Consider the following 14,804-nt stretch of genomic DNA (forward strand, 5'->3'; position numbering starts at 1 on the left):
CGTAATCACAATAGTTAGCATTGTATATAAGACAAGAAAAGGCATCGGTTATTGACCGATGCTTTTCTTATACGCTATAAGAAAAAAAAGGGAGTCCAATTCATTTACGAATTGAACTCCCTTTTTAATTTATTAATCAAAGGACTTAATTATTGCCTTTTCTTTTTTCAGCTAAATCACTTGTAAGTTGGTTAAGACGTTGCTTCGTCAATGGATAGATGAATACTAAAATTAGGAAAACAATCAAGTAGGTGATTGCAGGTACTAAAGTACCTAGCGCATAAATCCCATCAAGTGCACCTTGAGTTTGTGCCTCACGCGTTGCATCATATCCAACTGCAGCAATCGCAAACCCACCAATACCACCAGCAAGTGCTTGTCCTACTTTACGTGCGAATGAATAAACAGAATAAACTGTTCCATCTTCACGTAAACCTGTTAAATATTCGTGGTAATCAATTACGTCTGTAACAAATGCCCAAACGACGATATTGAAAAATGCCATTCCAAACATTCCTAAAGCACCGACGATAATAAATTGAGTTGTCGTGATGTTTGGTAAGAAGTATAAAAGACCATAGATAAGAGCTGCAAATAGCATCCCTACTGATGCAATTTCTTTTTTACCAAATTTCGAAACAAGTGGTTTTACTAATGGAATCGCAACAAATGTCGCAACTGTTTGGATGATCCCTACTAAGCTTAATGCTGTAGCGTTACCAAAATAATCTTTAAATAAATATACGTTAACTGCACCAATCAGCATCATACACATCATGAAAAGGAGTGATGCAAAAAGAATTGAGATTAATGGTTTGTTTTTCATAAGACCTTTGACTGTTGTACCCATGCCACCTTTTTTATCTGTCGCTTTACGTTCAGGTGCCACAATACGTTCAGTTGATAATTTAACACACGCCATATAACAAGCGATTGAAAGGATACCAAACATAATCGCTGCCATTAAGAATCCGTTTGCATCTGCCTTATTGTCAACAAATACAATCAATGGTCCAACTGCATTAATAATTAAACTCGCTAACATTGCTCCCATTGTTCTGAACGTTGATAAAGTCGTACGTTCAACTGGATCGCTTGTAATAACAGATGCCATTGAACCATAAGGAATATTTACTGTACTATATAAAGTCCCCCATATGATATACGTAACAAATGCGTATGCTGCATAAAACCCATTAGACATTCCTGGAATATGCACAAACATTAATACACCCGAAATAACAAGTGGAAATGACATTCTGAAAATCCATGGTTTAAATTTACCATGCTTACCAGACTTTCTTGTGTCAATGAAACGCCCCCACGTAATATCCGCAACAGCATCCCATAATCTAGCAATTAAAAAGAGCATTCCTACAAACGCTGCACTAAGGCCATACACGTCTGTATAATAAACCATTAAGAATGAACTTACTAGGATGAAGAAGAAGTCATTCCCAAAATCACCAAACATATAACCAAGTTTATCTTTCATACCAAACTTTCTAAACTCCGGGTTTTTAGCTACTGGTTCTGTAGCTTTTAGATTTGCAATACCCATTATTATCCCTCCATTACTTTGAAATTGTAATTTAGTGACTCTCCGCTAAAACAACAAGAGGATGATCCACCGTAAATGTGTTTATCATTCTGATTTCCCATTTCTGAAACCCTTTTCATAAATGGGAAAAGCTTTATTATTTATTCCTTGTACAGTTAGATATAAGGTTTGTTTCATTCATAACCCTTATCATTAATTGATTAAGCTTGTTGATTCCCAATGCAAACGCTCTATTAACCGTTTACAAAATACCTATCTAATCTAAATTATTCAAAATCCCTTTCACGATTGGATAGAAATTTAATTAGTTGGTTTCTTTTCCAGTTTCCTCAAGCGATATATTAATCGCTTACAAAGTAACCTTGCTTTAATAATGATCTTTATAAAACCTTAGAATCTATTATTGTATCTCGAAATACTTAGTAATTAGTTTGATAAACTAATTAATTACTATAGTAGTAGTTTAGCACCATTTAATTAGTTGGTCAACCGTTTTGTAAGCGATGTATTAACCGTTCACAAAATAAATCAACACTACTATCGATAGTTAGTTATCCATGCAACAACTTTCAAATGGTAAAAAAGCACAAAAATGTCGACTTAATTTTCCTATCTAGCTCCAGTGTCTAGCCCCTTGGGTCTACAGTCACTCAGGAATTGCAGGCAGAGAACACCCTCTATTCCTGAGCGCCTTATTTACCCCAAACTAAACAAGGCGCTTGCGCTTTTCTTAGTGGTATTATCATTATCATTAGATAAAAGCGTGAGTTTTATCCCACATTAACAGAAAGAAAAAGGATATAAGCAAATTAGCATGCAAAACAGCATACTATAATAGGGTCACCTTTTTTCATATCTTGATAAGTGCCACCATTTTTATATTCTGTTATATCCTTTACATGGATAATCGCTCTTCAGGTGCAAGTGAGTACTTTCATTCTGATGATTGATCCATTAACAAAATTCCTATACGACTTATTTATAAAATCAATTTTAAGGAGATTTTTGATGAAAAAAACATGGTTGTTAGGATTTGGCTTTTTCAGCATTAGTATCGGATGGTCATTATATAATGGATTTGTACCATTCTTTCTTGATCATTATCTTACGAGTACGGCATTAATAGGCTTTCTGATGACGATTGATAATTATATTGCCCTTTTTCTACAACCTTACATCGGAAACCGCAGTGACCGTACAAATACACGCTTTGGTCGCCGAATGCCTTATTTGTTAATTGGTATGCCAATCGCCGCTCTATTCTTTACCCTTATTCCATTCCACACCAGTTTAGCTACATTAATCATTTTAATGGTATGTATGAACTTATCTATGGCTATTTTCCGATCACCGACAATTGCCTTAATGCCAGATATTACTCCAGATACGAAGCGAACAAAAGCGAACGGGGTAATTAATTTCATGGGAGGCTGCGGTGCAATTTTAGCATTTACCTTAGGCTCCTATTTATATAGTGTAGAAGAATCACTGCCATTTCTAGTAGTTTCAGCGGTTTTCTTAGTGGCTCTATTCGTTATCTTTACAAATATTAAGGAAAACCGAGATGCAATCCCCTATTCGATGACTACTTCGCCAAAAATTGACTACAAAAGGGAATTAAATTCAACAACTGTTTTCCTATTAGCTGCCATTTTCTTTTGGTTTATTGCTATTCAAGGAATGGAAGCCTTATTTACTTTGTATGGGGTAAATGAGCTTGGCTTATCAAAGAGTGCCTCCGCATTCTCACTAGCGTTCTTTTCCTTAAGTTTTGTACTATCTTCCATACCATGTGGCTTATTGGGTGCAAAATTCGGTAAGAAAAAAATGATATTGATCGGTATCATTGGTTTAGCTTTCTCATTTATTCTCTTAAATTGGGTAGAATCAGTCTTTTATTTACGCGCTATTCTCTTAGCAGGCGGCATGTTTTGGGCATGTATTAATATCAATGCATACCCATTTATCGTTTCTACGGGGAGTGAACAAAGTTTTGGAACACGGACCGGCTTATATTATTTCGCTTCCTCATTAGCAGCTATCATTTCCCCACCAGCTTTAGGTTTATTAATTGATTTATTTGGGTTTGGAATTTTATTTTATGCTGCTGCAGTGAGTATGCTCTTGGCACTAGCTTGTATGCTTAAAGTGAACAATAAAGAGACGCTTTCCATTTCACCTCATAAACTGAATGAATAAATACTGAGGGGAAATACATTCAGAACAAAAGCGCAAGCGCCTTGATCAGCCTCGGGCAAATAAGACGCTTTTGAATAGAAGGTGTTTTTTGCCTTCAATTCAAAAGTGGCTGTAGACCCAAGAGGCAGTCAAGAATTTTATACTTTACGCTAAACAATAAGAAAAGGGAAACGATTGAACACCGAACTCTCGTCTCCCTTTTCAATAGCATTCCTGTTCCCCGAGCATTTCAAATAAATCTGCTTAGCAAACTTATAGATTTTTCCATACCTTTGCATATTTCTTTTGATACTTAGGGTCGTCCACTTCTTCAATTAAGCTTAATGCCTTTAGTTTGATTTCTTCATCTTTTACTTCATCATAAAGGTTTCTTAGGCCTTGAATAATATCAAAACGAACTAACGTATAATTTTTCTCATCCAAGCAATTCATAAAGCGATTAACAAGATGATTGATTACCATTTCCTTTTGCTCAGGTCCTGCAAGACCTACTTTCCAAATCGATTGCAAACTATGTCTTGCGGTAACAAATTTTTTATCTTTTGTTACTTCCCATAATGCAGGAAAATCTTGTAGTATCCTCTTCTCTGGATCACTTTTTGCTAAATGAGAAAGGAATTGTGCATATCTTGATCGTTTATGATTATCAGAATTGGTTAACCCTTCCACCAATTGATCCCACACTTCATATGCCCAGTCTACCTCTTCCTTTGTAAATGAAAAAATCCGCCTACCTTATCATAGACGGATTTCAGTGTGAATATCAATTTGTTCATCTTACATTCGGTCTCTTACCTTCTGATAAAAGATGATTGATTTTCTCTATTAATTGTGAAAATTCACTCATCGATTGAATCGTAAAGTCTGCCCCACTCTGCTTAAAGGAATGATCTGTTTTGGAGATCGCGGCTTCTTGCTCTGATTCTGATAGAGCATTAAATTCATCTAAACTTAAACCCATTTCAGAGCTGCCAATAATAACGCCAACTGACCAAACGCCCGCATTAACTCCTTCTTTAATATCAGAAGTCGTGTCACCTACTTTTACGACCTTCCATGATGCCGAAAGCTTGAGTTGCTCCATATTTCGATAAATCATATAAGGATATGGTCTTCCATAAGAATTTGTTTCATCAGGTGTAACATAAAAATCCGGACTATAGCCTTTTTTCAAAGCATTAGGAACGACGACATCCATCATCGTTTTTGTATATCCTGTTGTCGAACCAATTTTCAACCCTTGATTTCTCAATACTTGTACGGTCTCAATGACCTCCGGAATTGGATCTGTATACTCTGATAAGGAAGCCATAAGTGCTGGTTCAAATTTAGCATACAATTTTTCCACATCTTGTTCGTTAAAAGCTCTTCCGTATTTCTCTTCCCATAATGCAGAAATTCTAGGCATCGAAAGCATCTCACGAATATGATCAATTTTCAGCATCCCCATCGGAGCACGTGCTTCTTCCATCGTCACGTCAATACCAGCATTCTTAAAAATATCAATAAACACATTTACCGGTGCAAAACATCCAAAATCAACTGCTGTCCCTGCCCAATCAAAAATTACACCTTCAACTTTATTCATTTTGCCACCACTTTCATATATTCTTCGATAATATTGCATAATTCCTGTATATCGTCTTCATAAATTTCACCAATATTTCCAATTCGGAATGTATCTGCATCCGTTAGCTTCCCTGGATAGATGACATATCCTCTCTCTTTGACAAAGGAATAAAAGTCTTCAAAGTTAAATCGCTCATTCGGAAAAAGGAATGTTGTAATAATTGGTGATTGCTTTTCAGCCGAGATATACGCATGAATCCCTATTTTTTCAAGTTTTTCTCTTACTATACGATTACTATTTTGATAGCGAGCAAATCGGGCTGAAACACCACCTTCTTCAATTAATTCATCGATCGCTTTAGAAAATGCCGCTACTACATGTGTCGGAGAAGTGTAGCGCCATTTCCCATCCTTGTCCATTTCCTTCCATTGATCAAACAAATCTAATGACAAACTACGCGCATTTCCTTCACAACCTAAAAGTTTCTCTAATCTAGCAATAACAAACCCAAACCCAGGAACTCCTTGAATACATTTATTTGCACTGCTGATTAAATAGTCGATTTCTAGTTTAGATACATTAATATCCATTCCACCAAAGCTACTCATCGCATCGATAATCAGCGTTTTTCCATATTCCTTCGATAGTTTTGCAATCATTTCAATCGGATTTAAAATTCCTGTCGTTGTTTCACAATGAACCATAACAATATGTGTAATCTTTCTATCTTCTTCTAAAATGTCTCTTATTTCATTTTCATTTGGATAATCATTGTATTCTACACGATATTCCATATGATTTAATCCAATATATTTGGCCATTTTCACAACGCGTTCACCATATGCACCGTTCGTTACAATAAGGACTTTATCATTCATTCCTATAGACGTAGTCATGACAGATTCAACAGCGAATGATCCGCTTCCTTGCATAAGAACAACGGTATATTCCTCTTTTGTAGCAGACGCAATTTCAAGAAGCTGTGCTCTAATTTTTTGTGTAATCTCTTTATAGTCATGATCCCAAGTACATCGGTCTAAGAGCATTTCCTCTTTAACTGCACTTGTAGTTGTTAATGGACCTGGTGTTAAAAGTTTATAAGTATTCATTTCCTTCCACTCCCTCATGATCTATTTTACTGAATTGAAAAATTGTTGATGTTGCTCTAATAGTTCAACTGTTAATGGTTGGTCAAATTTCTTAATATGTGCTGGCTTATTAATAGAAGTAACAGATTCACCCTCATAAAGTGCGACAGGATAGTTTGTTACTAAATCTTTTCTAGCATTTTTTATAATCACTTCTGCCATTTCCATCGCAAGCTTCGTTGTTTTATCGTCTTTATTCACAACAGCAATTGATTCAGTTAGTGAAAAGTTCCCTTCAATTGGATCAATAAAATCAATTGGTGCACCAGCCTCTTTCGCCGCTACCGCTTGATGGCGGAGCCCAAAACCAGCAGCAACTTCCCCAGCTTGTACTTTCTTAATCGGACCTGAACCAGAACTTTCTAAATGTGGACCACTATTTGCAATTAAATCATGCAGAACTACTTTTCCTTCCTCTTCACCGTATTGGCTAATAATAGCTTGAATTAACAACCAACCTGTCGAAGAGTCTAAAATATTTGGAATCGACACTAGTCCTTTATATTCTGGTTTCGTTAAATCTTTAATCGAGGTTGGGGTTGCTAAACCCTTCTCTTTCATTACTTCTGTATTGACAAAGATTGAACCTGTAATTGCTAAAATCGGTGTATAGTATGATGGGTATTGTTCAAATGCATCTGTTTTAAACGTTAGGTCCTTAAACATTGCGTGTTTTTGTTGAGCACTATCGGTAAAATAAGAACTCATTGTGACTAAATCTGCTTCCATTTGATCTCCTTCAGCCATGAGCTTTCCACCTAACTCAGAAGTACCTAACGATTGAAGCGTATACTTTCCTTCATATCCAGCTTCTTTTAATGCAGTTTCCATAGCTACAATCGCTTCTTCATCACCATTTGTTTGAATCACAACTGTTTTTACTTCATCTTCCTTTTGACTGTTACACGCTACTAATACAACGATTAAACCCAGTGCAAAAAGAGACAGCATGATTTTGTTCATGTTTTTAATCATAAATTTTCCTCGCTTTGTATCGTTAATTTTGGGTGGTTTATTAATTGTTGTTTTTCTTTGAAAATAATCACAAAGTAATTTAACTACTAAATTGGTAACGAAGATTAATAGTGATAAAACAAAGATTTCATTAAATTTCGCAAAATGCTGCAGCTCTTTTATTTTGCTCGCTACTAATGAGGTTTGAGCTGAAACTAAAAAGATAATTCCACTAATCGTTACCATCGCATTAATAAAATAGTAGCTAAACATTTCAATTACCGTTGATGCTGAGTTTGGTAAAATGACGCGATAGACGGTCTTGATCCAGCTATCTCCTAATAACTCACCAGTCGTTTCCCAAGATGGATTCATTTTAGATAGCGAGTTTTTTGCCATTAAATAAGGTGTAGTAAAGAAATGGACAATATTACATAGAATAATAATGATGAATGTTCCTTTTAGACTGCTGCCATTAAAAAGCAGTAAATACGATAACCCGAGTACCATACCTGGGACTGTGTTCGTAATCATCGACACGATATCAATTGTTGCTTTCCCTTTTAACGGTGTGCGAACATTTAATATCGCTGAGCAAAAAGCAATTAGCGTACCAAATACCGCAGTCACTGCCGCAACGAATAATGAATTTTTATAAACCATTATTAAATCACTTGATTGAAATACATCAATAAAATGCTTCAATGTAAAGGTAAGATCATAAGGATAACTCGTTAAAAATGGTGCGATAAACATGACAACAAAAACAGAAAACATTCCTAACAAAATGACAGATGAAATGATTCCTAAGAAAGTATCTCTAAGCTTATGTTGAATCAGCTCTGTATCTGAAAACTTATCATAATGGAAATTAAACTTTTCAAGGTAACTTAAAAGGAACACTGCAAACACGGCCGGCAACAACATTAATACTGCAATGACAGCCCCATTATTAAAATCAGGTATGGAACCAAGCATAACTTGATACAGATGCGTCGCTACCACGTTATACGTTCCTCCAACCGAAGCTGGTATTCCAAAATCCGTAAAACTTAAGATAAAAGAAAGGACAAAAGCTCCTCCCAATGTTCCCAAAAGTGGACGAATGATTGTGTTCATAAAACTTCTTACCGCCGAATCACCCATTAGCTTTGAAACGATAATAAATTTTTTATCAATATACTTAAAAGAGTTATTAATAAGAAGAAAGGCTGCTGGTAATGTATAAATCACATAGCCGATTAATAATCCGTTAAATCCGTAAATCTCAAATAAATTTCGTCCAACAATCTTCGTTATTAATCCTTGGTTTCCAAAGGAATACATGATCGCAAATCCATACGTAATTGTAGGAAGTAACATCGGGATAAGGATTCCAGTTTTTATCGCACCTTTTATCGGACGATAGATTCTCGTACAATGAATCGAATAAGCAAGAATAAATGCTAAAATAGTTGTGATCACAGCCGTAACGCTAGAAATTTTTATACTATTTCCAATTGACTCTATTAAATCTTGGTTAGACAGGAGTGATGCATAATTTGCAAAACCAAATCCACTGTCCGTTTCAATTGAACGGATAAATAAAATACAGAGAGGCAATAAGAGAAAAATAGCAAACAACAATAATATCGGTATATAAATGATGCGCATCTCTGGTTTGACTTTAGACATCCGTTTCACCGAATAAGTTATAAATATTTTGTCTCTTAATTTGTAATTGTTTTAGAATAAATTCTTTCACAAAATCATTTTTTGGTTCGTTAATGATCTCTTTAGGTGTGCCAAATTGAGAAATTTCACCTTGATTGATGATTAATATTTTATCTGACAGCGTTAATGCCTCTTCTGGATCATGCGTTACAATAATTGTCGTAAGCTTAAATTCCCTTGCAATTGATTGAATACGTTGCTTAATCGATTCCTTTATGACACCGTCTAATGCGCTCAACGGCTCGTCCAATAATAAAATTTTTGGTTTCATGACCAATGTTCTCGCCAGCGCTACCCGTTGTTTCTGACCACCAGATAACTCTCCTATTTTCTTAGTTAAATGAGGCTTTAACTCCAAAAATTCTATATATTCCTGAACCTCTTTTTCCGTTACGAGGCCCTTTTTATTTTTCAAACCATATACAATATTTTCGTAAGCATTTAAATGAGGAAAAAGCGCATAATCTTGGAATACGATATTAAATCCACGATTCTTCATTGTCACGTCGCTTATATCGATATCATTAAAAATGATTTTTCCATCGTTCATCTTCGTTAATCCCAGGATGATATTTAATAGTGTTGTTTTACCACTTCCACTTTGACCTAGTAGTGAAACGATTTCTCCTGTGTTAATTTCTACATTTATATTATTTAAAACAACTTTATTATCGTAATGTTTGCTAACATTTTGTAATTTCAGCAAACCGTTCACCTCCTTAAACACAACCTTAGTATAAAAGTTAAATGTAAATAAAAATACAGATTTATGTAAATACTATGTAAATTTTGCATAAATAATAACTAATTCATGACTACTTCATGACAATATTAATCAATATTTTTAATTACTTTATATGTACTTTTTGAATCAATCTTGAATATATAATCCGTTAACAGTAAACTTAACTTATAAAGAAGTTTAAAATGATAACGTTGAATGGGGGATTGTATGTTTCCGCTTGAAAGGCAAAAGAAAATTCTCGAATTGCTAATGATTAAAAAGGTACTGAAGATATCTGAGCTAACGGAGGAGTTACAAGTTTCAGTTGATACACTTCGTAGAGATCTAAACCTCCTAACAAAACAAGGGAAAATTGAAAAAATATATGGTGGAATTAAGCTTGTTGAATCGAAGTTTGGAGAATCTACAATCGATGAACGGATGGTCAGTCACTTAGAAGAAAAGGAATCGATTGCACAAAAATGTTGTGAATACATCAATGACGGTGATTGTATTTATATTGATAGTGGCTCAACAACTTATCAAATAGCTAAATATATTAAAGATAAAAAGAAGCTAACGGTTGTCACAAATTCAATCCCGGTTGTCAATGAGTTATTAACTAGTGATGTAGAGCTAATTATTATTGGAGGAAAAGTAAGACAAAATGAAAAGTCAGTCGTATCTTATGACTATTTATTTAATTTTCATGAATTAAATATATCAAAAGCATTTATTTGTGCGAGTGGCATTACGATTGAAAAGGGAATTTCTGACTATAACTTAGAGGAAACCGTCACAAGGAAAAAAATGATTGAATTATCAAAGGAAGTCTACGTTGCCGTTGATAGCACAAAATTTAATAAAGATGTAACGGTTGGTGTTGCTTCACTTGATAAAATTGATTACATTATTACAGACCATCATTTAAATAAAAATTTTATTCCTAAATTTGAAAAAACAAGTACAAACTTAATCATTTCTGAATAGGAATTCTTCTGAGAAAGCGGCAATCAAATGAAATAATTCTTCTCGTTTAGTTCAGGGGAAAACATATATCTAGAAAACAGAAAAGCCCCTAATTGTTAGTCATTAGGGGTAAATTACTATATAGTTATCACTTACGCTGTCTATCATCATTATTACCTGTCAAAAACCTCATAGACAAACTATTTTAACGTCCGCTTTAAAAATTCCCTCGTACGTTCTTGTGTTGGATGGTTGAAAATTTGCTCTGGACTTCCCTCTTCAGCAATAACTCCTTTGTCCATAAAGACGATACGATCAGATACCTCTTTAGCAAATTCCATTTCATGCGTTACGATTAACATTGTAAGTCCCGATTCTGCAAGCTCCTTCATGACTTTAAGCACTTCTCCTACCATCTCAGGATCAAGTGCTGATGTTGGTTCGTCAAACAACATTACTTCTGGTTCCATTGAAAGTGCTCTTGCAATCGCGACACGTTGCTTTTGACCACCTGATAATTGACTTGGCTTGGCATTTAGATATTTATCCATTCCAACGACTTGCAAATAGTTCATCGCGATTTTTTCAGCCTCTTCTTTCGTACGCTTTAACACTTTAACCTGTCCCACTACACAATTGCTTAACACATTGTGATTGTTAAATAAGTTAAATTGTTGAAAAACCATACCTAGATTTTGGCGATAGGCATGAATATCATGCTTGTCATCTAAAATATCTTCACCATTATAGATAATTTGTCCGCCACTTGGCTTTTCCAACAGATTAATACAACGAAGAAGAGTTGATTTACCAGACCCCGAGGAACCAATGATACAGACGACTTCTCCCTTATTTACTGAAAAATCAACGTCTTTTAGAACTTCATGAGATCCATAGGATTTTCTTAAATGTTGAATATCAATTACTTTTTCCATAAGCTCTCCTCCTTCTTTCGTTATTTATTTTCAGCCCCAATATTCATTGTGTAATTATCAGGACCATCTAATTTCTTTTCAATTAAGCGCAAAATAATCGTTACTGTAAATGTCAGGACAAAATAAATGACACACGCAACAAAAAACGATTCAAAATATCTAAAGTTGTTTCCTGCAATTGATTTTGTTTGGAAAAATAATTCAGTTACAGAAATGACATTAAGTACAGAAGTATCTTTTATATTGATGACAAATTGATTTCCTGTTGCCGGTAAAATATTACGGATAACTTGCGGTAATACGACATTAAACATTGTTTGAATATGATTCATCCCTAGCGCATGTGCTGCTTCAAATTGCCCTTTATCAATAGAAAGAACTCCACCACGAACAAATTCAGCCATGTAAGCCCCTGTATTAATTGAGACGATAAATATTGCCGCTGTTAATGGATTCATATCAAGACCGAATGCTAAAGCTGAACCATAAAAAATGACCATAGCCTGTACAATCATCGGTGTTCCACGGAAAAATTCAATATAAATAGAAAGGATGACATTAATAATTTTTAAAAAGGCCCTTTTTGCTCCCTTTTCAGGCTTAGGAATGGTACGAATAACTCCTGCAAGTAAACCAATAATAGCCCCAAAAACAGTACCAATCAAAGCAATTAATAGTGTTATGCCCGCTCCACGAAGGAACATTGGCCAGTTTTCAACAATAATCTTTACAATCCATTCGATGGTCATTTTTCTCCTCCTTTGATTCATCATAAAACCGACTGCGCAAAGCTGCAGCCGGTTTCACTTCCAAATTATTGTGCTGCTGGTTGATTCTTTATAGCAGCATCCATGATGCTATTCTGTTCTTCCTCTGAAATATTTGCTAAGATTTCATTGATTTTTTCCGTTAATGCACTATCTTTTCCAACACCTACAGCAATTGCTGTATCATCATCAGACGTTTCAAATCCATCTGTAAATTCAACCATTGCAAAGTTTTCGTTTGCAGCAGAAGCACTAACAGCTTCAGGTCGTTCAGAAACGTACCCATCAATTACTCCCGATTCAAGTGCAACTCTCATTGCTGAGAAGTTGTCCATAGCAGGCTTCTTGGCTACACCTTCAATTTGATCAATGACTGAATAATGAAAGGTATTTAATTGAGCCGTTACTTTTGCCCCTTTAAAATCTTGGATCGAAGTAGCACCTTCATAGTTTCCGCCCTTTTTAACAACCATAACTAAATTTGATTTGTAATAGTTTTCTGAGAAGTCAATTGTCTTCTTACGTTCTGCTGTTGGTGACATTCCTGCAATGATTGCATCAATTTTACCTGAAGTTAATGCTGGTACAAGACCGTCCCATTCCGTTTTAACAATTACTAATTCTTTTCCTAAACCATCAGCAATCTTTTTAGCGATTTCTACATCATATCCACCAGCATACTCTGCATTTCCGCCAATTTTAACAGCACCATTAGCATCATCCGTTTGAGTCCAGTTAAATGGCGCATATCCCGCTTCAAGTCCTACCTTAAATGTGTTATCTTCTGATCCTGAATTATCTTTTGTGCCACATCCTGCTAATAACATAATAGCTGAAAGAAGCATAACTATAAAAAATGATGATTTTTTCCTCATAATTTTTCCTCTCCTTCTATTTTCCATTTATTTCACAAAAAAACGTTGCTAAAACCAAGGCAATAGCATATGACACCCATAAATAGAGCGTGTTCTTTCCCTTACATCCACGATGAGCTAGAAGCTGGGTGACGAAGCATTATCCAGCGTACAATCATTTTATCCTTTTCTATACAATTAAAAACGACCCGAGATAAACTCAGGTCGTGGTATGTATAGTTGCCCCAAATTCCTCTTTTTTCCTAATGAGATAGCACAACTCAATAAACCAGGAAGTTTATTGAGACAGTTCTACAGCTATTAACTGCAGACCCAGCAAGTAATACCGAGCATATATACTTACTTCGGCGACATTTCCTTCTCCTTAGCATCACTGTTTTCTCAAACTCCACTAAAGACTGTTAAATATCGCGCCTCTACCTCACTGTTAAAAGTGAGGCTATATTCAATTTTTATACTATATTTATATAACATCGAGTTCCATCTGTCAACCAAGCTTATAAAGATAGCTGCTTATCTTTGGTCTATCAATCACAGTCAGGATGCGAGTATATCATTATTTCTACTGATATTTATTTCAAGAATTGAATGTTTCTTTTATCTGTTCTCTATAGTAGGTGTTTTTATTTAGTAGAAGAAAGAGTGAAAATATGGTGAAAAATAGCCTGGATTTTTATCATTGTTTATCCCTGCGATATAGATCCCTACTCTTGTATCCCTCACTCAAGATCATTTTCATTTCCTTACGTCGTTTTTCCTTTGTTGCCTCTTGTTTCGCACTATAAACATACCGAGCCCAATCTTTACGGTACCCTGATGTGAGTGATTGATAGAATGTAAGTAAATCTGGAGTATCTTGCAAATCTTTTTCCACATCTGGGGTCATCGCAATATAATCATCTACGCACTGACTTGCTTTTGTAGATAGCCGATTCTTATTTCGAGCATCCTCTTTTAGACCGACAACTGTAAAGACATTGTCTAATCCAACCATGCGTGCAAATTTAACGCTACTTGTCCCTATATAACCATTTTCATCTGCACCTAACCCATCAAGTAAATCATCGCGGTGAATAAACGTTGAATATTGTTTATTTCCTTTTTTCGGATAAGCCAAAAAGATATAACCATTTTCATTTAGATAATTTTTTTCGATAACCTTGTTTACGAGCGCTTTTAAAGATTCCATATCGAGCACAAAGGCAAAAATAAGATCATAATTGCTCCCTGTTAGCTCTGTATCATAATTTGTTAACTCTACCAAATAATCTGATCCCTCTGGTAAATGCAATACAGCTACGTTTTCATACTTTTGTAAGCTTAGTTTTTCTACTATTGTTTTAACCATCATGTTCCACCTATTAAATTTATTTTATTGCTTCTTTAGTC

General features: G+C 35.1%; 12 protein-coding genes, 1 pseudogene and 1 riboswitch. Of the genes and pseudogenes, 2 read left to right on the forward strand and 11 right to left on the reverse strand.

From position 1 onward, the window contains the following. Positions 1–145 precede the first annotated feature (145 nt). Entirely contained in the window at positions 146–1,561 is a 1,416-nt protein-coding gene (locus tag K9V48_RS07430) for an MFS transporter (RefSeq protein WP_224138073.1), read from the reverse strand. Positions 1,562–2,569: 1,008 nt separating this feature from the next. Here K9V48_RS07430 and K9V48_RS07435 point away from each other — a divergent pair. Beyond that, entirely contained in the window at positions 2,570–3,760 is a 1,191-nt protein-coding gene (locus K9V48_RS07435; RefSeq protein WP_224138074.1) for an SLC45 family MFS transporter, read from the forward strand. A gap of 252 nt (positions 3,761–4,012) precedes the next feature. On the opposite strand, the gene K9V48_RS07440 is transcribed toward K9V48_RS07435, so the two are convergent. The 6 genes and pseudogenes from K9V48_RS07440 to K9V48_RS07465 all read right to left on the reverse strand — a co-directional run bounded on the left by K9V48_RS07440 (position 4,013) and on the right by K9V48_RS07465 (position 9,851). Continuing rightward, on the reverse strand, positions 4,013–4,486 hold the full coding sequence (locus tag K9V48_RS07440; RefSeq protein WP_224138124.1) for a hypothetical protein: 474 nt from the start codon (positions 4,484–4,486) through the stop codon (positions 4,013–4,015). 46 nt (positions 4,487–4,532) lie between these two features. After that, entirely contained in the window at positions 4,533–5,348 is an 816-nt protein-coding gene (gene phnX / locus K9V48_RS07445) for a phosphonoacetaldehyde hydrolase (protein WP_224138075.1), read from the reverse strand. Next, positions 5,345–6,439, reverse strand: a complete 1,095-nt coding sequence (gene phnW, locus K9V48_RS07450) for a 2-aminoethylphosphonate--pyruvate transaminase (RefSeq protein ID WP_224138076.1) — start codon at positions 6,437–6,439, stop codon at positions 5,345–5,347. Before phnW ends, phnX begins: the two co-directional genes overlap by 4 nt. A 21-nt stretch (positions 6,440–6,460) precedes the next feature. After that, positions 6,461–7,453: an extracellular solute-binding protein gene (locus K9V48_RS07455; protein ID WP_224138125.1), complete on the reverse strand. Its 993-nt coding sequence runs from the start codon at positions 7,451–7,453 to the stop codon at positions 6,461–6,463. A gap of 48 nt (positions 7,454–7,501) precedes the next feature. Further along, positions 7,502–9,106 (reverse strand): annotated as a pseudogene (locus tag K9V48_RS07460) (ABC transporter permease subunit); the annotation flags it as partial. Continuing rightward, positions 9,099–9,851 carry an ABC transporter ATP-binding protein gene (locus K9V48_RS07465; RefSeq protein WP_224138077.1) on the reverse strand — a complete coding sequence of 251 codons (753 nt, stop codon included), beginning with the start codon at positions 9,849–9,851 and terminating at the stop codon, positions 9,099–9,101. The gene K9V48_RS07465 and the pseudogene K9V48_RS07460, both read right to left, overlap by 8 nt. A 246-nt stretch (positions 9,852–10,097) precedes the next feature. Between K9V48_RS07465 and K9V48_RS07470 the strand changes: the two genes are divergently transcribed. Then, on the forward strand, positions 10,098–10,859 hold the full coding sequence (locus tag K9V48_RS07470) for a DeoR/GlpR family DNA-binding transcription regulator (RefSeq protein ID WP_224138078.1): 762 nt from the start codon (positions 10,098–10,100) through the stop codon (positions 10,857–10,859). A 179-nt stretch (positions 10,860–11,038) separates the two neighbouring features. On the opposite strand, the gene K9V48_RS07475 is transcribed toward K9V48_RS07470, so the two are convergent. From K9V48_RS07475 to K9V48_RS07490, 4 genes are all read right to left on the reverse strand, one after another. After that, the gene (locus K9V48_RS07475) at positions 11,039–11,773 is read right to left on the reverse strand and encodes an amino acid ABC transporter ATP-binding protein (RefSeq protein WP_224138079.1); all 735 of its coding nucleotides are present in this window, start codon (positions 11,771–11,773) and stop codon (positions 11,039–11,041) included. 20 nt (positions 11,774–11,793) lie between these two features. After that, positions 11,794–12,522: an amino acid ABC transporter permease gene (locus K9V48_RS07480; RefSeq protein ID WP_224138080.1), complete on the reverse strand. Its 729-nt coding sequence runs from the start codon at positions 12,520–12,522 to the stop codon at positions 11,794–11,796. A gap of 65 nt (positions 12,523–12,587) precedes the next feature. Beyond that, positions 12,588–13,415 (reverse strand): transporter substrate-binding domain-containing protein, encoded by an 828-nt coding sequence (locus K9V48_RS07485; RefSeq protein WP_224138081.1) that lies wholly within the window; start codon positions 13,413–13,415, stop codon positions 12,588–12,590. A 243-nt stretch (positions 13,416–13,658) separates the two neighbouring features. Continuing rightward, positions 13,659–13,842, reverse strand: a riboswitch (Lysine riboswitch). A gap of 249 nt (positions 13,843–14,091) precedes the next feature. Beyond that, complete coding sequence (locus tag K9V48_RS07490) at positions 14,092–14,766, reverse strand: YdeI/OmpD-associated family protein (RefSeq protein ID WP_224138082.1); 675 nt, start codon at positions 14,764–14,766, stop codon at positions 14,092–14,094. Positions 14,767–14,804 lie beyond the last annotated feature (38 nt).

It is taken from the genome of Metabacillus rhizolycopersici (genome assembly GCF_020075705.1).